This window comes from Limnohabitans sp. TS-CS-82 (genome assembly GCF_002943475.1).
The window spans coordinates 225,358-241,897 of the sequence record NZ_PTQX01000007.1; the positions used below are offsets into that span (position 1 = coordinate 225,358).

The window sequence follows — 16,540 nt, forward strand, 5'->3', positions numbered from 1 at the left end:
CAATGAAACAGCTGGGGTGTGCGTGTTTGGCGCTGTGTGCCTGTACAACAGCCATGGCCGCAGACGACTACAAAATCAAAGTCGATGTGACGCAGCAGCTGTTGTTCAAGTGCTGTCATGAATCAGAGCCTGATTCTCGGTTTGTCTTTGAAAGCATGCGGTGAACTCGACAACGCCCCCCTCTTTCACAGGCCTCACGTCTGAACAGGCCGCGCAGCAACGCGCGCACGATGGACCCAACGCACTAGATGCAGCTCAACGCCGCAGCGTATGGGCTCGGCTGTGGGCGATGTTGAAGGAGCCCATGTTTGCCTTGCTGGTGCTGGCCGCTTCGCTGTATTTGGTGTTGGGCGATTTGACCGAAGGCGTCACGTTGTTTGTGTTTGTGTTGGCGGTGTTGGGTTTGACGTTTTACCAAGAGGGCAAGTCAGAAGCCGCCATTGATGCCTTGCGGCAACTGAGTCAGCCATTTGCGCAAGTGATGCGTGATGGCCAACGCATCAGCGTGCCTTCGCGTGAGGTGGTGGTGGGGGACGTATTGTTCATTGCCGAGGGTGACCGCATTGCGGCGGATGCTTGGGTGTTGCAAGCGGACCAACTGCAAGTGGATGAGTCGTTGTTGACGGGCGAGTCCTTGGCCGTGACCAAAGTGGGCGCTGCTTTTGATGAGGCGTTGGCGCGCCACCTACAGCCGGGTGGCGATGAGTTGGCTGCTGTCTTTGGCGGCACCTTTGTGGTCCGTGGGCAAGGGGTGGTGCGCGTCACAGCCACAGGCATGCATAGCCAGATGGGGCGCATTGGTGCATCGTTGAATGACATTGAAACCGTGCTGACGCCACTGCAAAAGCAAACCACTCAGTTGGTGAAGGTGTTGGCGTGGATCACGTTTGGTTTGTGCGTGCTGATGATCCTCACCTTGGGCTTGCGCAATGGGGCGTGGTTACCGGCGTTGTTGTCGGGCATTGCGTTGGCGATGGCCATCTTGCCCGAAGAGTATCCGGTGGTGATGGCTATTTTTCCGGCCTTGGGCGCGCATCGCTTGGCGCAACAAGGCGTGTTGACGCGACACATCAACGCGATTGAAACCTTGGGCGCGACCACCGTGTTGTGCACCGACAAAACGGGCACCTTGACGGAAAACCGTATGACGGTGGCGGCCTTGGCGGTGGGGGAGGCTTCTGCGCCACGTTTGTTCAAGATCAACGGCGAGTCGCTGCCAGATGAATTTCATGGGTTGGTCGAACACGCCATTTTGGCCAGCGCGCCTGAACCTTTTGACCCAATGGAAGTCGCCTTTCATGCCTTGGGTCAAACGTGGCTGAGCGACTCTGAGCATTTGCATCCCGATTGGGATTTGGTGCAGACCTATGCGTTGAGCCCTGAGTTACGTGCCATGTCGCATGTGTGGCGTGCCAGCGAAGATGCGGCGCACATCGTGTCTGCCAAGGGTGCGCCAGAGGCCGTGATGGCGTTGTGCCATCTCTCGCCTGCGTTGCAAGCGCAATGGGGTGCCGTGGTGCATGCCATGGCGTCTGATGGCTTGCGCGTGTTGGCAGTGGCGCAGGGGCGTTTTGTGGGCGACGCATGGCCAAGCTCCGCGCATGGTTTTGATTTTGAGTGGCTGGGCTTGATGGGCTTGAGTGACCCCTTGCGCGCTGAGATTCCGCAAGCCATTGCCGATTGCCATTCGGCCAGCATCAAAGTCATCATGATCACCGGTGACTACCCGCACACAGCACGCGTCATTGCCAATCAAGCCGGCTTGCAGGGCGGTGAGACTCTGACGGGGGATGTGATTGACGCCATGTCGGACGAAGCGCTGAGCGCACATCTCACAACCGTCAGTGTGTGTGCCCGCATTTCACCGCATCAAAAACTGCGCATCGTGCAAGCCCTCAAGCGCAATGGCGAGGTGGTGGCGATGACGGGCGATGGCGTGAACGATGCGCCTGCCTTGCGCGCCGCCCATGTGGGCATCGCCATGGGCGCACGCGGCACCGATGTGGCGCGAGAGGCTTCGTCGCTGGTCTTGGTGGACGACAACTTTGCATCCATCGTCAAAGGCATACGCCTAGGCCGCCGCATTTTTGGCAACTTGCAAAAGTCCATGGCGTACATCTTTGCGATTCACATTCCGATTGCAGGCTTGGCGCTGGTGCCCATGGTGTTTACGTTGCCACCTTTGTTGATGCCTTTGCACATTGCGTTGTTGGAGTTGGTGATTGACCCCTCTTGCTCCATCGCGTTTGAGAATGAGCCTGCAGAGCCCCATGTGATGCAGCGCCCACCGCGTGACACCTTGGCACCTATTTTTGGCTTCCAGCAAATGTTGGCCTCCTTCTTTCAGGGGGCTTGCGTGTTGGCGGCAACGGGCGCTGCGTACTGGCACGCCATGGTTTTCTCTACAGAAGTGCAGCGCGCCATGGTGCTCATCACCTTGGTGGCCGCCAATGCCATGTTGATTTTTGTGAATGGCGCGCGCAATGCTGTTGCCCTGTGGGTCATGGCTGGGGCGATGGGTCTGGTGGTGTTGGGGGTGTATGTGCCATGGTTGGCTGCCCCGCTTTATTTGGCGCCTCTGGATGTCGCGCAGGTGATGACTGCATTGGGTTTGGGGGTTGTCAGCATCGTGACCGCTTGGATTTGCTTGCGTTTGCTTAGGTATGATGGGATATCCACAGGAGTTATTCATGGCTGATATCAACCCAACAAACAACAATCTCGTCATCGGTGAAGGCGTTACTTTCAAAGGCTCTATTTCTGCGCCTGGCAAAGCCGTCATCAATGGCAATGTCACCGGCGAATTGACGGCTGACGATTTGTTGATTGGCACCAAAGGTCAAGTGACCGGTACTGTGCGTGCTCGCGAAATCGATGTGCACGGCGAACTGAACGAAGACATCGTTTGCAAAGAACACTTGTTGATTCACAGCACAGGCAAAGTGTCTGGCACCTTGGAATACCACGAGTTGGAAATCCAACGCGGCGGTAAGTTCAAAGGCAATATGAACCAGAAATGAATCGGTTCGCCAATCGGCGCGAAGCCTTTTGGCAGGGCATCCGCGATGCCCTAGGCGCTCCCGTTTTAGTTTTGTTTGCAGGCATGGTCGGTTTCGGTGCCATGGGGCGTTCCCATGGTTTCGATGCTTGGATGACCGGCCTGACCAGCTTGCTGATGTTTGCGCTGCCCGGTCAGGTGGTGATGCTGGAGATGTTCATCTCTGGTTCATCCTTGTTAGCCATTGGCTTTGCCGTGACGCTGACCTCGACCCGTTTTGTCACCATGGTGGTGACGCTGTTTCCCCAACTCCACCGACGCGACCGCAACCCACTGCTGTACCTGTGGGTGCACATGCTGGCCATGACCGCATGGGCGGTGTCGATGCGCGAGTTCCCCCGCATGTCTCCTCAACACCGCTTGAATTACTTCATCGGTTTGGCTTTGCCGTGTTGGCTGATTTCACCGATGGGCACGGTGCTGGGCTATTTTGTGGCGGGCTGGGTACCGGCTGCAGTCACCTTGGGCTTGGTGTTCATCAACCCCTTGTTTTTCTTGCTCACCTTCACCGATGTGAAGCCTTGGGCCAATCGCATCGCCATTGGCTTAGGTTGCATCTTGGGTCCTGTTTTTTATGTGTTCGATGCCGACAGCAGTTTGTTGTTGACGGGTTTGGTGGCGGGCACGTTGGCCTACGTTGTTGACCGCCGCTGGCTGCGCCCAAAGCCTCTAGAGGTGCAAACATGAACGCCGAGATGCAAGGGTGGGGTGTGTGGTTGGCGCTCGGTGCTGCGTGCATTGGCACCTATGTTTGCCGTGCCGCTGGCGTGAAGTTGTCGGGCCATATTCACCAAGACAGCGAGGTGTTTCGTTGGCTGTCTGCGGTGACCTACGCCATGGTGGCGGCTTTGACCGTGCGCATGATTTTGATGCCGCTGGGTTTGCTGGCCACCGTGCCTGTGTGGCTGCGTGTGGTGATTTGCGCGCTCAGCTTGGCCGTGATGGTATCTAGCCCGCAACGCCGCTTGGTGCCCGCTTTGCTGACCGGCACCTTGTTGATGCTGGCTTATGGCGTGTTTCGTGCAAACCCATAGCCGCTGAGGTCTGCCGCTGTCCGATCCTACAATTTGCGTGCAACCTTGAAGGCACCATGAACATTCTGATTTCCAACGACGACGGCTTTCAAGCCCCGGGCATCGTGGCCCTTTACGAAGCGCTCAAAGATTTGGGCCGCGTCGAAGTGGTCGCGCCTGAGCACAACAACAGCGCCAAGTCCAACGCACTCACCTTGCACTCGCCGCTGTACGTGAGCCAAGCCAGCAATGGCTTTCGCTACGTCAACGGCACGCCAGCTGATTGCGTGCACATCGCACTCACAGGATTGCTGGATTACAAACCCGACCTCGTGGTGTCTGGCATCAACAACGGCGCCAACATGGGGGACGACACGATTTACTCTGGCACTGTGGGCGCTGCGATGGAAGGCTATTTGTTTGGCATTCCGGCCATCGCCTTTTCACAAGTTGAGAAAGGCTGGGGCCACATTGATGCCGCCGCTGTCAAAGCCCGTGAACTGGTGCAGCAGATGTTGGCGCAGCCCCCTGCAGCGGGCGCGCCTTGGTTGTTGAATGTGAACATCCCCAATCAACCGGTTGCGCATATCAAACCGTTGCGCGTCACGCGCTTGGGGCGTCGCCATTCGGCAGAGCGTGTCATCACGCAAACCAGCCCGCGTGGCGAAACCATGTATTGGATTGGCAGTGCAGGCGCCGCCAAAGATGACAGCGATGGCACCGACTTTCACGCCACGTTTGAAGGCCATATGTCGGTCACGCCGCTGCATGTGGACTTGACCGAACACGCCAGCTTGCCTGCGTGGACGCAACGCTTGCGCGGAGCGCAGGCATGAAGCAGCGCCCCAGCTTTCCTGCACGCTTAGACACGGGTAAGCCACAAGCCGCACCTAAAACTTTGATGGGCGCGACCCGTGTGGTCATGCCGCCATCACCCGTGCGTGTGAAGCCTGCGGGCGTGGTCAGTCCCACGGGGGTTGGGTTAGATTCATCGGCCATTCGCGCGCGCATGGTGCAAAAACTTGCGGGGCAGGGTATCGATGATGCCGTGGTGCTTGAAGCGATGGGTCGCGTGGAACGCCATCGCTTTGTGGACAGTGCGTTGGTCAACCAAGCCTACGAAGACACGAGTTTGCCGATTGGCTTGGGTCAAACCATTTCCAAACCCAATGTGGTGGCCCGCATGATTGCCCTGTTGCGCGAAGCGCCGGGCCTGCAAGATGCACCGCTGATGGGACGCGTGTTGGAGATTGGCACAGGTTGCGGCTATCAAGCGGCGGTGTTGGCTTGCGTGGCGCGTGAGGTGTACAGCATTGAACGCTTGCGTGGTTTGCATGACAAAGCGCGCGATAACCTGCGCCCCGTGCGTTTGCCGAACGTGCATCTGATTTTTGGCGATGGCATGCTGGGCTATGCACAAGGGGCGCCCTACAGTGCCATCATCTCTGCCGCAGGTGGCGAGAACGTGCCGCAAGCTTGGATTGACCAGCTCGCCATGGGCGGCCGTTTGGTGGCACCTACGCACACCAGCACCGGCCAGCAAGCGTTGGTCGTGATTGACAAAACACCGCAAGGCTTGCAACAAATGCTCCTCGAAGCCGTGAACTTTGTACCTCTAAAATCAGGCATCGCTTGAATATTGGGAATTAAGAATGTTTCGTGCCGGAATGTGGGGTCTTGCTGCCCTCGTGGCAGCTTTAGCGCTGTCGGGTTGCTCTAACAAAGGCCGCCTCGCCCCCATGGATGACCACTCGATAGGTGGTGTGCGTGGCACCACGCGTGTATTGCCTGGTGCTGAGAACGCAGGCAAGACGGGTTACTACACCGTCAAGCCTGGCGACACCTTGATTCGCATTGGCATGGACAACGGCCAAAGCTGGCGCGACATCATCCGTTGGAACAAGATAGACAACCCGAACCTGATTGAAACAGGCCAAGTGCTGCGTGTGGCGCCGCCTGCGCCTGAAGTGGCGGTGACGCGACCTGCCACATCGTCCACGGCAACAGCGCCTATGCCTGTGGCTTCGGCACCTTCATCGTCTGCCACGACACCTGCTGTGGCCCCTGCTGCACCGTCTGCCGCCGAGGATGCCATCAGCTTCCAATGGCCTGCACGCGGCAATTTAATTTCTGGTTTTGACGAGTCCAAAAACAAAGGCTTGGACATTGGCGGCAAAGTGGGCGACCCTGTGTTGGCCGCTGCCGATGGCCGTGTGGTTTATGCCGGCGCAGGTTTGCGCGGCTATGGCAACCTCATCATCTTGAAGCACAACAACACGTATTTGACGGCTTACGCGCACAACCAAACCTTGTTGGTGAAGGAAGACCAAGCCATCAAACGCGGTCAAAAGATTGCCGAGATGGGCAACAGCGATGCCGACCAAGTGAAGCTGCATTTTGAAATTCGCCGTCAAGGCAAGCCGGTTGACCCAGCTAAATACTTATCGGCGAACTGATGACCCAAGTCACGACAGAAAAGCAATGGCCTGACAATGCGCTGACCATCGAATCGATGGACCTAGAAGCGCAAGGCGTGGGCCACCGCGCCGATGGCAAAGTGGTGTTTGTGGATGGGGCTTTGCCCTTTGAGGTGGTGCGCGCCAATGTGCACCGCAAAAAAGACAACTGGGAAAAAGCCTCGCTGCTGGAAGTGCTGCACGAATCGTCGCAGCGCGTCACGCCCGGTTGCCCCCACTTTGGCTTGCATGCGGGTGCATGTGGCGGCTGCAAGATGCAGCACTTGGATGCGGCTGCACAAATTGCGGTCAAACAGCGCGCCTTAGAAGACAACCTCTGGCACTTGGGCAAGGTCAAAGCCGAAACCATTTTGCGACCTATCCAAGGCCCTGCATGGGGCTACCGTTACCGTGCCCGTTTGTCGGTGCGCTATGTGGTGAAAAAGGGCGAAGTGTTGGTGGGCTTTCACGAGCGCAAGAGCCGCTATGTGGCCGACATGCGTCAGTGCCCCATCTTGCCGCCTCATGTGGATGCCATGCTTTTGCCTTTGCGCAAACTCATTGGCAGCATGGAGGCGCGTGAGACTTTGCCGCAAATTGAACTGGCTTGTGGCGATGATGTGACAGCTTTGGTGCTGCGTCACATGGAGCCCTTGAGTGAACACGACATGGCTGCTTTGCGCGACTTTGCGGCCAAACACAACGTGCAATGGTGGTTTCAATCCAAAGGCCCAGACACGGTGTGTTTGATGGAAGGTGCCTTGGGCGAGCCACTGTCTTACGCCTTGCCTGAATTTGGCATCACCATGCCGTTCAAGCCCACCGATTTCACACAAGTCAATCCGCACATCAACCGTGTGCTGGTCACGCGAGCCTTGCGTTTGCTCGATGTGCAGCCGACCGAACGTGTGATTGACTGGTTCTGCGGTTTGGGTAACTTCACCTTGCCTTTGGCCACGCTCGCCCGCGAAGTCTTGGGCATTGAGGGCAGCGAGGCTTTGGTGGCGCGCTCCGGCGAGAACTACCTGTTCAACCAAGCCAACCGCGACAAGCCTTTGGCGCCAACAAGCTTTGTGGCGCGTAACTTGTTTGAGATGACGCCCGAGTTGCTGCGCCAAGATGGTGCTGCCGACAAGTGGCTGGTTGACCCGCCACGTGAAGGTGCTTTCTCGTTGGTGCAGGCCTTGGCCGAGATGCATCAGCAGCCCGAGCTTCGCCAGGGCTGGACACCTCCGAAGCGCATTGTGTATGTGAGCTGCAACCCAGCCACCTTGGCGCGTGACGCAGGTGTATTGGTCAATGCAGCTGGCTATCGCATGTCGTTTGCGGGTGCGGTGAATATGTTCCCGCACACAGCGCACGTCGAGAGCATGGCGGTGTTTGATTTGGTCTAAACCGCAGCGCTTGAAAATCTACAGACGTAAAAAAGGGACCGTGAGGTCCCTTTTTAGTTGGCGTAACAAACGCTTATTCGCGTTCGCCACCAAAGATGCCAAGCAATGACAGCAAGCTTTGGAACACGTTGATGATGTCCAAATACAAGGTCAGCGTGGCGCTGATGTAGTTGGTTTCGCCGCCGTCCATCACTTGCTTCAAGTCGTACAACATGAACGCGCTGAAGATGGCCATGGACAACATGGAAATCACCATCATGCCGACGGATGAACCGACGAACACGTTGATGATGCTGCCCACCATCAAGACCACAGCACCCACCATGAGCCATTTGCCCATGCCAGACAAGTCGCGCTTGATGACGGTGGCTAAGCTGGCCATCACAAAGAACACGCCTGCGGTGCCTGCAAACGCAGTCATCACCAGTTCAGCACCGTTTTTGAAGCCCAGCACCATGGCAATCAGGCGAGAGAGCATGAGACCCATGAAGAAGGTGAAGCCCAGCAGCACGTACACGCCTGTGGCACTTTCTTTGGTGCGCTCGATGGCGTAGATGAAGCCGAAGGCGCCAGCCACCATCAAAATCATGCCCATCACGCCAGAGATGGCGTAGCTGATGCCTGTGGTCACGCCAACCCATGCGCCTAAGACGGTGGGCAACATGCTGATGGCGAGCAACCAATAGGTGTTGCGCACCACGCGGTTGCGCTCTTGCGCTGTGGGTACAGCGTAGTAGTCAGCGGTTTGGAAGTTGTCATTCATGTCTAGATCTCCTATGAACCTGATGATTCAGATCGAGCAAATTCTAAGGGTTTCAAGTCGCGCAAGGCTATCGCTTACTTTTATTGAGGTTTCTTTTGTCTTGGGCGAGGGTAGTGGGGCGATCAGAGTCGGTATGCTTGGGGTTTTCTTACTTTTCAAACTCGCTTCACATGAAAACCAAACACTTCCTCGAATCCGCAGATGTCAAAACCATTGCCGCCGCCGCCGAAGCGGAAGCTTTGAAAAACAACTGGGCTGTGACCATCGCCATCGTGGACGATGGCGGTCATTTGTTGAACCTGCACCGTTTGGACGGCGCTCCTGCCATTTCGGCGCACATCGCCCCAGCCAAAGCGCACACCGCCGCCTTGGGTCGTCGTGAAAGCAAGATTTACGAAGACGTCATCAACGGTGGCCGCGTGTCGTTTGTGACTGCGCCTGAAGTCAAAGGCATGCTCGAAGGTGGTGTGCCCATCATGAAAGACGGCCAGTGCATCGGCGCCGTGGGCGTGAGCGGTGTCAAGTCCAACGAAGACGCGCAAATTGCCAAGGCTGGCATTGCCGCCATCGGTCTGTAAATCAGCGCGCTCTCAAAGATAAGCCCCGCAGTTTTGGCTGCGGGGCTTTTTTGCGTTGAAGGGCGCTGTGTTTAGTAAATCAAACGCTCAGGATTGATTTCTTGCAGGATGGTGGTGGCAATTTCTTCGATACTCTTGTGCGTGGTGGATAGCCAGCGAATGCCCGCACGGCGCATCATGGCCTCGGCCTCTGCCACTTCGTGGCGGCAGTTGGCCAAGCTGGCGTATTTGGAGTCGGGGCGGCGTTCGTTGCGAATTTCGCTCAGACGCTCGGGCTGAATAGTCAGGCCAAAGATTTTCTTTTTGTGTGGCATCAGAGCTGGCGGCAGTTGGCGGCGCTCGAAGTCTTCGGGGATGAGCGGGTAGTTGGAGGCTTTCAAGCCGTGCTGCATGGCCAAGTACAAGCTGGTGGGGGTTTTGCCGCTGCGGCTCACGCCTACCAAAATCACGTCAGATAACTCCAAGTCGCGGTTGAGCTGGCCATCGTCATGGGCCAAGCTGAAGTTGATGGCCTCGATGCGGTCGCGGTACTCTTGGCTCTTGCTGGCGTCTGAGAAGCGGCCCACACGGTGGTTGGACTTGATGCCCAGTTCTTTTTCGAGCGGGTTCACAAAGATGCTGAACATGTCCATCAGCATGGTTTTTTCTTTACAGCCTTCCAAGATGACGCTCAACACCTCCATGTTCACCAGCGTGGTAAACACAATCGGCTTACGGCCTTCGACCTCGCCTGTGTGCAAGATTTGACGCACGGCTTGGTGGGCTTTGTCCACCGAGTCCACAAACGGAATGCGGATGTGACGAAATTTCACCTCGAACTGCGCCAAGATGGCGTTGCCAAAGGTTTCTGCGGTGATGCCTGTGCCGTCAGACACAAAGAAAACGGTGGGATTGGGCATGAAAAACTTTCAATAGGAACCACGGGGTTGGGCAGAGAAGGGGCCCTGTCGGCCACCTACAATGCTGCATTATCCGAATTTCGCCACGCAGACTGTTCGACCCATTCAAAAAACTACAAAGTCGCCGCGCTGCATGGCCGCACCCGTTTTAACTTTTGGAGCTTGTCTATGACTGCACTTTTTAGCCCTACCGCCTTGGTGGTTCCCTTCGAAAAACTTCGAATGACGGACGTCGAATCCGTTGGCGGCAAAAACGCCAGCCTCGGCGAAATGATTTCGCAATTGCCCACTGGCGTGCGCGTGCCTACAGGCTTTGCCACTACGGCCCATGCCTTCCGTGAGTTCTTGGCTTACGACGGTTTGGTCGACAAAATCAATGCCCGCTTGGACAAGCTCGACACCGAAGATGTGCGTGCCTTGGCCCAAGTCGGCGCCGAAATTCGCGCCATGGTGGAAGCTCAGCCTTTCCCTGCCGATTTACAAAAAGCCATTGCGGAAGCGTTCGCGACTTTGTCTGAAGGCAATGCTGCCGCCACCTTTGCGGTGCGTTCATCCGCCACCGCTGAAGACTTGCCTGACGCGTCTTTCGCTGGCCAGCAAGAAACTTTCCTCAACGTGCACGGCATTGACGAAGTGCTGCACAAGATGAAAGAAGTGTTTGCTTCGTTGTACAACGACCGCGCCATCAGCTACCGCGTGCACAAGGGCTTTGCCCACGCCGACGTGGCTTTGTCTGCCGGCGTGCAACGCATGGTGCGTTCTGACACAGGCGCTGCCGGTGTGATGTTCACCATCGACACCGAGTCTGGTTTTGAAGATGTGGTGTTCATCACCTCCAGCTACGGCCTCGGCGAGACCGTGGTGCAGGGTGCTGTGAACCCCGACGAGTTTTATGTGCACAAGCCAACTTTGAAAGCTGGCAAGCGCGCTGTGATTCGCCGCAACTTGGGCTCTAAGCTCATTGAAATGGTGTTCTCCACTGCTGAAGAGAAAAAAGCCACAGGCAAATTGGTCAAGACCGTGGATGTGCCCACCGAGTTGCGCAACCGCTACTCATTGACTGACTCTGACGTGGAGCAATTGGCCCACTACGCCATGGTGATTGAGGCCCATTACGGCCGTCCTATGGACATTGAGTGGGGCAAAGACGGCACAGACGGCCAGCTCTACATCTTGCAAGCGCGCCCAGAGACTGTGAAGAGCCAAGCCAAAGGTCAGTCCGAGTTCCGCTACAAGCTCAAAGGCCATAGCACCGTGCTGGCTGAAGGCCGCGCGATTGGCCAAAAGATTGGCACCGGCCCTGTGCGCTTGGTGCACAACATCAGCGAGATGGACACTGTCCAGCCTGGCGATGTGTTGGTGACCGACATGACAGACCCCAACTGGGAACCTGTGATGAAGCGCGCCAGCGCCATCGTGACCAACCGTGGTGGCCGTACCTGCCACGCCGCCATCATTGCGCGTGAGTTGGGTATTCCTGCGGTGGTGGGTTGCGGTGACGCGACTGAGCGCTTGAAAGACGGCACCTTGGTGACCGTGAGCTGCTCTGAAGGCGACACCGGTTTGATCTATGACGGTTTGTTAGAGACCGAAGTGACCGAAGTGCAACGCGGCGAAATGCCCAGCATCAAAACCAAGATCATGATGAACGTGGGTAACCCACAGTTGGCGTTCGACTTCTGCCAATTGCCCAACGAAGGCGTGGGCTTGGCCCGTTTGGAGTTCATCATCAACAACAACATTGGTGTGCACCCTAAGGCGATTCTTGACTACCCGAATGTCGATGCTGATTTGAAGAAGGCGGTTGAGTCCGTGGCCCGCGGTCACGCTTCGCCTCGCGCGTTCTACGTGGACAAAGTGGCCGAAGGCATTGCCACCATCGCTGCGGCGTTCTGGCCAAAGCCAGTCATCGTGCGTATGTCGGACTTCAAGTCCAACGAATACCGCAAACTCATTGGTGGCAGCCGCTACGAGCCAGAGGAAGAAAACCCAATGTTGGGCTTCCGTGGCGCCGCACGCTACATCAGCGAAGACTTCGGTGAAGCCTTTGCGATGGAGTGTGAAGCCATGCGCCGCGTGCGTACCGACATGGGTTTGACCAACGTGCAAGTCATGGTGCCATTCGTGCGCACCTTGGGCCAAGCCGAACGCGTGACCAACTTGTTGGCCGAGCACGGTTTGAAGCGCGGCGAGAACGACCTCAAGGTCATCATGATGTGCGAAGTGCCTAGCAACGCCATCCTCGCCGACGACTTCTTGAAGTTCTTTGACGGCTTCTCCATCGGCTCGAACGACTTGACCCAACTCACCTTGGGCCTGGACCGTGACTCTGGCTTGGAGTTGTTGGCCGCTGACTTTGACGAGCGCGACCCTGCTGTGAAAGCTTTGCTCAGCAAAGCCATCGCCGCATGTTTGGCGCAAGGCAAGTACGTGGGTATCTGCGGCCAAGGCCCCAGCGACCACCCCGACTTCGCGCACTGGTTGGCCGATGAGGGCATCAGCTCCATCTCGCTCAACCCAGACAGCGTGATCGACACTTGGAAATCATTGGCCAAGTAATACCGCTTTGATGCCGCAGCCCTCTACAGCCTCTGACTCAGAGGCGCCGCGTCCCACAACGATCGAAGTCACGGCTTTGCCCAGACGTGCGTTGTGGGGTGCGGCGGGGCTGGTGGTTTTGACGGTGGGGTCTTTGGGCATGGCTTGGCTCTTGCCAGATGCCACGTTACTGCATTTTTTGTGGGTGGCGCAAGCCGTGCCTGTTCTGTACTTGCTGCTCGCTTGGTGGGGCACGCAAGCTTCGCATCCGACCGATGATGCGTCTTAAGTCTTGGCCTTGGCGTTTGTTGTTGCTCAGCTTTGCTGGGCTGGTTGTGCTGACACTGTTGTTGCTGCTTGCTGACTTTGCAGGCGTACCCAAGGGCGTTGTGAACGGTTTTTTCTTGGTGGTCTCCATCATCGGTTATGCCGTGATTGGCATGTTTTGCCGCACCACCACGCCTGAAGAATATTTTGTCGCAGGGCGACGCATCAGCGCACCGCTCAACGGCATGGCGACAGCGGCTGATTGGATTTCTGCCGCCTCGTTCATTGGCCTCACAGGTTTGTTGTTGTCGGATGGCTTTGTCGGCGATGGTCAGCATCCCGGCGGCTTGGCTTATTTACTTGGCTGGACAGGCGGTTTTTGTTTGCTCGGTTTTTTATTTGCCGCCAAGCTCAACCTCTCGCAATCCATCACCATCCCTGATTTCTTAGGCCGTCGCTTTGACAGTGCGGCTGTGCGTTGGTTCGCTGCGTGGGGCGCTATTTTGTGCTCCAGTATTTACTTGGTGGCGCAAATTTACGGCATTGGCCTTGTGGCTTCCATGCTCTCGGGCTTGACCTTTGAGTTGGGTGTGTTCTTGGCGTTGGGTGGTGTGTTGCTGTGTTCATTCTTGGGTGGCATGCGCGCCGTCACTTGGACGCAGGGTGTGCAATGTGTGGTCATCGTGGTGTCGATGGTGGTCCTCGGCATGGCCGTGTCTTTCAAGACGCAAGGTCATCCTTTTGTGACGATTGCAGCGGCTCAGTCGTTGCCTGAAATCCAGCAGCGCGCCAAGCAAATTGAAACAGATCCTGCTGAGTTGAGTACGCGTGATGTCATCAGTTTGCGCATGAGCAATTTGGATGTGAAGATTGCTGAGCCCACATACGCCCGCGAGGTCGAACGCCAAGCTGTGGCTCGTCAAGTGGCAAGGGCCAAAGCCGAGGGGGCTTCGCTGCGTGAGATTCAAAAGCTAGAGGCCAATCCTGCTTGGCGTGAGACATCGGTGGATCGCTTGGTGGGGGCGTGGCAAGCTGAGCGCGAGGTGTTGGCTGAGGCCATCTATCGTCCCGTGGGCTTTCAAGTGCCTTTGCTCAATGGCTGGAACCAGGGGTGGTTCAACAGCTTGGGGCTTGTGTTTTGCTTGATGTTGGGCACGGCTGCGTTGCCACATATTTTGGTGCGCTCTTACACCACGTCTACACCTGCAGAGGCTCAGCGCTCGGTGGTTTGGGCTTTGGGCATCATCGTGGTGGTTTACCTTTGCGCTTCTGCGCTCGCGGTCTTGCTCAAATCGTTTGTGCTGACCGAGTTGGTCGGCTCGCACTTGGACCAACTGCCAGATTGGGCGGATCGCTTGAAGCTGCGCAAATTGGCGCTGTTGAGTATTCAAGATTACAACCAAGACGGCATCGTGCAGTTTGCAGACATCCGTTTGTTCAACGATTACTTGGTGCTGGGCGTGCCAGAGATCACGCACATCTCGTCGGTCTTCACGGGCTTGTTGGCTGCTGGCGCGTTGGCTGCGGCCTTGTCAACAGCGGATGGCTTGTTGTTGACCATCTCGAACGCCCTGGCGCAAGACTTGTACTTTCAAACAGCAGAGCCCAATGCGCCCCCGTTGCGCCGTGTGATGTTGTCCAAAATTTTGCTGATGGTGGTGGCACTGATGGCTGCTTGGTTTGCCACTAACCGCCCCGTGAGTATTTTATTTTGGGTCACATGTGCGTTTTCTTTGGCCGCGGCCACGTTTTTCCCCGTGCTGTTGCTGGGCATTTACTGGCGCGGCATGAACCGTGTAGGGGCTTTGATGGCCATGGTGTCTGGGTTGGTCGTCACTTTGTATTACATCGCGGTCAACCACCCTTGGTTACAAATGCGCTTTCAACTGCAGGCCGCTGACACCTTGTGGTTTGGACTTGACCCCGTGTGCGCGGGCGTTTTTGGGGTGCCCGTAGGGCTGTTACTTGGCGTGGCGGGCAGCAAGCTCTCGAACACGCTAAAAAATTGACTATAATCGTGGGCTTTTCCCTTGCTGCCCGCGTCAGACGCCGTAGGCAGCTTCACATCCACAAGGAGTGTCCATGCGTCATTACGAAATCATTTTGTTGATCCACCCGGATCAAAGCGAACAAGTTCCAGCCATGCTGGAGCGTTACAAAGGCATGATCACCGCAGGTGGTGGTGCTATTCATCGTACGGAAGACTGGGGTCGCCGCCAGTTGGCCTACATGATCAACAAGCTTGCCAAAGCTCACTACATTTGCTTGAACATCGAAGCTAGCCAAGCTGTGATGTCTGAACTCGAACACGCGTTCAAGTTCAACGATGCTGTGTTGCGCCACATGACTGTCTTGCGTAAGAAGGCCGACACCGCGCCTTCCATCATGATGAAGACAGTCGAGCGCGAAGAAGCTCGCAAGAACCAGCAAGCTGAGTTCGCGGGCTAATTGCTGACTCATTACAAGGTTTGAACCACGTTGTTTTGAATGCTTGTGTTGTGGAGGCTTCGGCCCTGCGATACACCCCAGCCGGTTTACCCGCCATTGATTTGAGTCTCGAACACGAGTCTGAAATACAAGAAGCAGGGCAAAAGCGACAAGTCAAAGCAACCGTCAAAACAGTCGCCTTGGGATCTTTAGCTGAGCGTCTCGCTCAACTTCCCCTCGGTAGCCTTTGGCAGTTCAGCGGCTTTTTGGCCTCACCTCGTAACAGCAAAAACGTCGTTTTTCATATTCAAGATTTTCAGCAAATTTCATAGGAGGCCCAGATCATGGCCACATTCAAGAAATTCAACAAAGACAAGCGCCCAAAGCGCAACACGCAATCATTGCTTTTCAAGCGCAAGCGCTTCTGCCGCTTCACCGTCACTGGCGTTGAAGAAATCGACTACAAAGACGTCGACACATTGCGTGACTTCATTGCCGAAAACGGCAAGATCATTCCCGCACGCCTCACCGGCACACGCGCCATTTACCAACGTCAGCTGAACACTGCCATCAAGCGCGCGCGCTTCTTGGCCTTGGTGCCATACAGCGACCAGCACAAGATCTAAGGAGACCGACCATGCAAATTATTCTGCTCGACAAGGTCGTGAACCTCGGCAACCTCGGCGAAATCGTCCGTGTGAAAGATGGTTACGCCCGTAACTTTTTGATCCCATCAGGCCGCGCACGTCGCGCCACTGAGACAGCGATCAAAGAATTCGAAGTTCGCCGCGCTGAACTCGAAAAAGCTGCTGCTGAGAAATTGGCTGCTGCACAAGCTCAAGGCGAAAAATTGGCCGGCAAAGCCGTCAAGATCGGCCAAAAAGCCGGTGTGGATGGCCGCTTGTTTGGCTCTGTGACCAACCATGACATCGCTGAAGCGTTGACAAAAGAAGGTTTCGCAGTGGCCAAAGCCCAAATCCGCATGCCTCACGGCCCTATCAAGGTTGTGAGCGACAGCACCGTGGGTGTGGCGTTGCACACCGACGTGATCGTTGAGATCACTGTCTCTGTGTACGGCGAAGCTGCTTAAGCTTTTCTGCATCACATGAAGCCGCTCTTCGGAGCGGCTTTTTTATTTGTTCTTTGC

The 16,540-nt window shown here is 56.3% G+C and carries 19 protein-coding genes; 16 read left to right on the top strand and 3 right to left on the bottom strand.

What is annotated here, in order from left to right:
* The first annotated feature begins 160 nt into the window (after window positions 1–160).
* From C5F52_RS15690 to rlmD, 8 genes are read left to right on the top strand one after another with little or no spacing between them, the layout of a single operon-like run.
* Complete coding sequence (locus tag C5F52_RS15690; RefSeq protein ID WP_104799297.1) at window positions 161–2,698, top strand: cation-translocating P-type ATPase; 2,538 nt, start codon at window positions 161–163, stop codon at window positions 2,696–2,698.
* Window positions 2,691–3,020, top strand: coding sequence for a polymer-forming cytoskeletal protein (locus tag C5F52_RS15695; protein WP_158268547.1), 330 nt, complete (start codon window positions 2,691–2,693; stop codon window positions 3,018–3,020). The genes C5F52_RS15690 and C5F52_RS15695 overlap by 8 nt, the downstream gene beginning before the upstream one ends.
* The gene (locus tag C5F52_RS15700; protein ID WP_104799299.1) at window positions 3,017–3,745 is read left to right on the top strand and encodes an AzlC family ABC transporter permease; all 729 of its coding nucleotides are present in this window, start codon (window positions 3,017–3,019) and stop codon (window positions 3,743–3,745) included. The genes C5F52_RS15695 and C5F52_RS15700 overlap by 4 nt, the downstream gene beginning before the upstream one ends.
* Window positions 3,742–4,092: an AzlD domain-containing protein gene (locus tag C5F52_RS15705; protein ID WP_104799300.1), complete on the top strand. Its 351-nt coding sequence runs from the start codon at window positions 3,742–3,744 to the stop codon at window positions 4,090–4,092. Before C5F52_RS15700 ends, C5F52_RS15705 begins: the two co-directional genes overlap by 4 nt.
* A gap of 56 nt (window positions 4,093–4,148) precedes the next feature.
* The gene (gene surE / locus C5F52_RS15710) at window positions 4,149–4,907 is read left to right on the top strand and encodes a 5'/3'-nucleotidase SurE (RefSeq protein WP_104799301.1); all 759 of its coding nucleotides are present in this window, start codon (window positions 4,149–4,151) and stop codon (window positions 4,905–4,907) included.
* Window positions 4,904–5,707: a protein-L-isoaspartate(D-aspartate) O-methyltransferase gene (locus C5F52_RS15715; protein WP_104799302.1), complete on the top strand. Its 804-nt coding sequence runs from the start codon at window positions 4,904–4,906 to the stop codon at window positions 5,705–5,707. The genes surE and C5F52_RS15715 overlap by 4 nt, the downstream gene beginning before the upstream one ends.
* 16 nt (window positions 5,708–5,723) lie before the next feature.
* Window positions 5,724–6,527 carry a peptidoglycan DD-metalloendopeptidase family protein gene (locus C5F52_RS15720; protein WP_104799303.1) on the top strand — a complete coding sequence of 268 codons (804 nt, stop codon included), beginning with the start codon at window positions 5,724–5,726 and terminating at the stop codon, window positions 6,525–6,527.
* A complete protein-coding gene (gene rlmD / locus C5F52_RS15725; protein ID WP_104799304.1) occupies window positions 6,527–7,921 on the top strand; it encodes a 23S rRNA (uracil(1939)-C(5))-methyltransferase RlmD in 1,395 nt (464 codons plus the stop codon). The genes C5F52_RS15720 and rlmD overlap by 1 nt, the downstream gene beginning before the upstream one ends.
* 73 nt (window positions 7,922–7,994) lie before the next feature.
* On the opposite strand, the gene C5F52_RS15730 is transcribed toward rlmD, so the two are convergent.
* Entirely contained in the window at window positions 7,995–8,684 is a 690-nt protein-coding gene (locus tag C5F52_RS15730) for a Bax inhibitor-1 family protein (RefSeq protein ID WP_104799305.1), read from the bottom strand.
* 170 nt (window positions 8,685–8,854) lie between these two features.
* On the opposite strand from C5F52_RS15730, the gene C5F52_RS15735 reads away from it, so the two are divergent.
* Window positions 8,855–9,262 (top strand): heme-binding protein, encoded by a 408-nt coding sequence (locus tag C5F52_RS15735; protein ID WP_104799306.1) that lies wholly within the window; start codon window positions 8,855–8,857, stop codon window positions 9,260–9,262.
* Between the two features lie 71 nt (window positions 9,263–9,333).
* Here the strand turns inward: C5F52_RS15735 and C5F52_RS15740 are convergent, their stop codons facing one another.
* The gene (locus C5F52_RS15740) at window positions 9,334–10,161 is read right to left on the bottom strand and encodes a pyruvate, water dikinase regulatory protein (protein ID WP_104799307.1); all 828 of its coding nucleotides are present in this window, start codon (window positions 10,159–10,161) and stop codon (window positions 9,334–9,336) included.
* A 168-nt stretch (window positions 10,162–10,329) separates the two neighbouring features.
* Between C5F52_RS15740 and ppsA the strand changes: the two genes are divergently transcribed.
* On the top strand, window positions 10,330–12,720 hold the full coding sequence (ppsA, locus tag C5F52_RS15745; protein WP_104799308.1) for a phosphoenolpyruvate synthase: 2,391 nt from the start codon (window positions 10,330–10,332) through the stop codon (window positions 12,718–12,720).
* Here ppsA and C5F52_RS29925 read toward each other — a convergent pair.
* On the bottom strand, window positions 12,706–12,861 hold the full coding sequence (locus C5F52_RS29925) for a hypothetical protein (RefSeq protein ID WP_161499713.1): 156 nt from the start codon (window positions 12,859–12,861) through the stop codon (window positions 12,706–12,708). The two genes, ppsA and C5F52_RS29925, sit on opposite strands and share 15 nt — an antisense overlap.
* Here C5F52_RS29925 and C5F52_RS30365 point away from each other — a divergent pair.
* From C5F52_RS30365 to rplI, 6 genes are all read left to right on the top strand, one after another.
* A complete protein-coding gene (locus tag C5F52_RS30365; RefSeq protein WP_255416370.1) occupies window positions 12,860–12,988 on the top strand; it encodes a hypothetical protein in 129 nt (42 codons plus the stop codon). The two genes, C5F52_RS29925 and C5F52_RS30365, sit on opposite strands and share 2 nt — an antisense overlap.
* A complete protein-coding gene (locus C5F52_RS15750) occupies window positions 12,975–14,975 on the top strand; it encodes a VC_2705 family sodium/solute symporter (RefSeq protein WP_161499714.1) in 2,001 nt (666 codons plus the stop codon). The genes C5F52_RS30365 and C5F52_RS15750 overlap by 14 nt, the downstream gene beginning before the upstream one ends.
* Window positions 14,976–15,048: 73 nt before the next feature.
* Window positions 15,049–15,414 carry a 30S ribosomal protein S6 gene (gene rpsF, locus C5F52_RS15755; RefSeq protein WP_104799310.1) on the top strand — a complete coding sequence of 122 codons (366 nt, stop codon included), beginning with the start codon at window positions 15,049–15,051 and terminating at the stop codon, window positions 15,412–15,414.
* Window positions 15,415–15,434: 20 nt separating this feature from the next.
* Entirely contained in the window at window positions 15,435–15,725 is a 291-nt protein-coding gene (gene priB / locus C5F52_RS15760) for a primosomal replication protein N (RefSeq protein ID WP_104799311.1), read from the top strand.
* Window positions 15,726–15,737: 12 nt separating this feature from the next.
* Complete coding sequence (rpsR, locus tag C5F52_RS15765; protein ID WP_044397946.1) at window positions 15,738–16,019, top strand: 30S ribosomal protein S18; 282 nt, start codon at window positions 15,738–15,740, stop codon at window positions 16,017–16,019.
* An 11-nt stretch (window positions 16,020–16,030) separates the two neighbouring features.
* On the top strand, window positions 16,031–16,483 hold the full coding sequence (rplI, locus tag C5F52_RS15770; RefSeq protein ID WP_104799312.1) for a 50S ribosomal protein L9: 453 nt from the start codon (window positions 16,031–16,033) through the stop codon (window positions 16,481–16,483).
* Window positions 16,484–16,540 lie beyond the last annotated feature (57 nt).

Excerpts from the sequence above, each read along its gene's own strand:
- rpsR (WP_044397946.1), top strand. The coding sequence starts at position 15,738 with ATGGCCACATTCAAGAAATTCAACAAAGACAAGCGCCCAAAGCGCAAC.
- C5F52_RS15720 (WP_104799303.1), top strand. The coding sequence starts at position 5,724 with ATGTTTCGTGCCGGAATGTGGGGTCTTGCTGCCCTCGTGGCAGCTTTA.
- ppsA (WP_104799308.1), top strand. The coding sequence starts at position 10,330 with ATGACTGCACTTTTTAGCCCTACCGCCTTGGTGGTTCCCTTCGAAAAA.
- C5F52_RS15735 (WP_104799306.1), top strand. The coding sequence starts at position 8,855 with ATGAAAACCAAACACTTCCTCGAATCCGCAGATGTCAAAACCATTGCC.
- rlmD (WP_104799304.1), top strand. The coding sequence starts at position 6,527 with ATGACCCAAGTCACGACAGAAAAGCAATGGCCTGACAATGCGCTGACC.
- surE (WP_104799301.1), top strand. The coding sequence starts at position 4,149 with ATGAACATTCTGATTTCCAACGACGACGGCTTTCAAGCCCCGGGCATC.
- C5F52_RS15740 (WP_104799307.1), bottom strand. The coding sequence starts at position 10,161 with ATGCCCAATCCCACCGTTTTCTTTGTGTCTGACGGCACAGGCATCACC.
- rplI (WP_104799312.1), top strand. The coding sequence starts at position 16,031 with ATGCAAATTATTCTGCTCGACAAGGTCGTGAACCTCGGCAACCTCGGC.
- C5F52_RS15700 (WP_104799299.1), top strand. The coding sequence starts at position 3,017 with ATGAATCGGTTCGCCAATCGGCGCGAAGCCTTTTGGCAGGGCATCCGC.
- C5F52_RS15695 (WP_158268547.1), top strand. The coding sequence starts at position 2,691 with ATGGCTGATATCAACCCAACAAACAACAATCTCGTCATCGGTGAAGGC.
- C5F52_RS30365 (WP_255416370.1), top strand. The coding sequence starts at position 12,860 with ATGGCTTGGCTCTTGCCAGATGCCACGTTACTGCATTTTTTGTGGGTG.
- C5F52_RS15715 (WP_104799302.1), top strand. The coding sequence starts at position 4,904 with ATGAAGCAGCGCCCCAGCTTTCCTGCACGCTTAGACACGGGTAAGCCA.
- C5F52_RS15730 (WP_104799305.1), bottom strand. The coding sequence starts at position 8,684 with ATGAATGACAACTTCCAAACCGCTGACTACTACGCTGTACCCACAGCG.
- C5F52_RS15705 (WP_104799300.1), top strand. The coding sequence starts at position 3,742 with ATGAACGCCGAGATGCAAGGGTGGGGTGTGTGGTTGGCGCTCGGTGCT.
- C5F52_RS15750 (WP_161499714.1), top strand. The coding sequence starts at position 12,975 with ATGATGCGTCTTAAGTCTTGGCCTTGGCGTTTGTTGTTGCTCAGCTTT.
- C5F52_RS29925 (WP_161499713.1), bottom strand. The coding sequence starts at position 12,861 with ATGCCCAAAGACCCCACCGTCAAAACCACCAGCCCCGCCGCACCCCAC.
- rpsF (WP_104799310.1), top strand. The coding sequence starts at position 15,049 with ATGCGTCATTACGAAATCATTTTGTTGATCCACCCGGATCAAAGCGAA.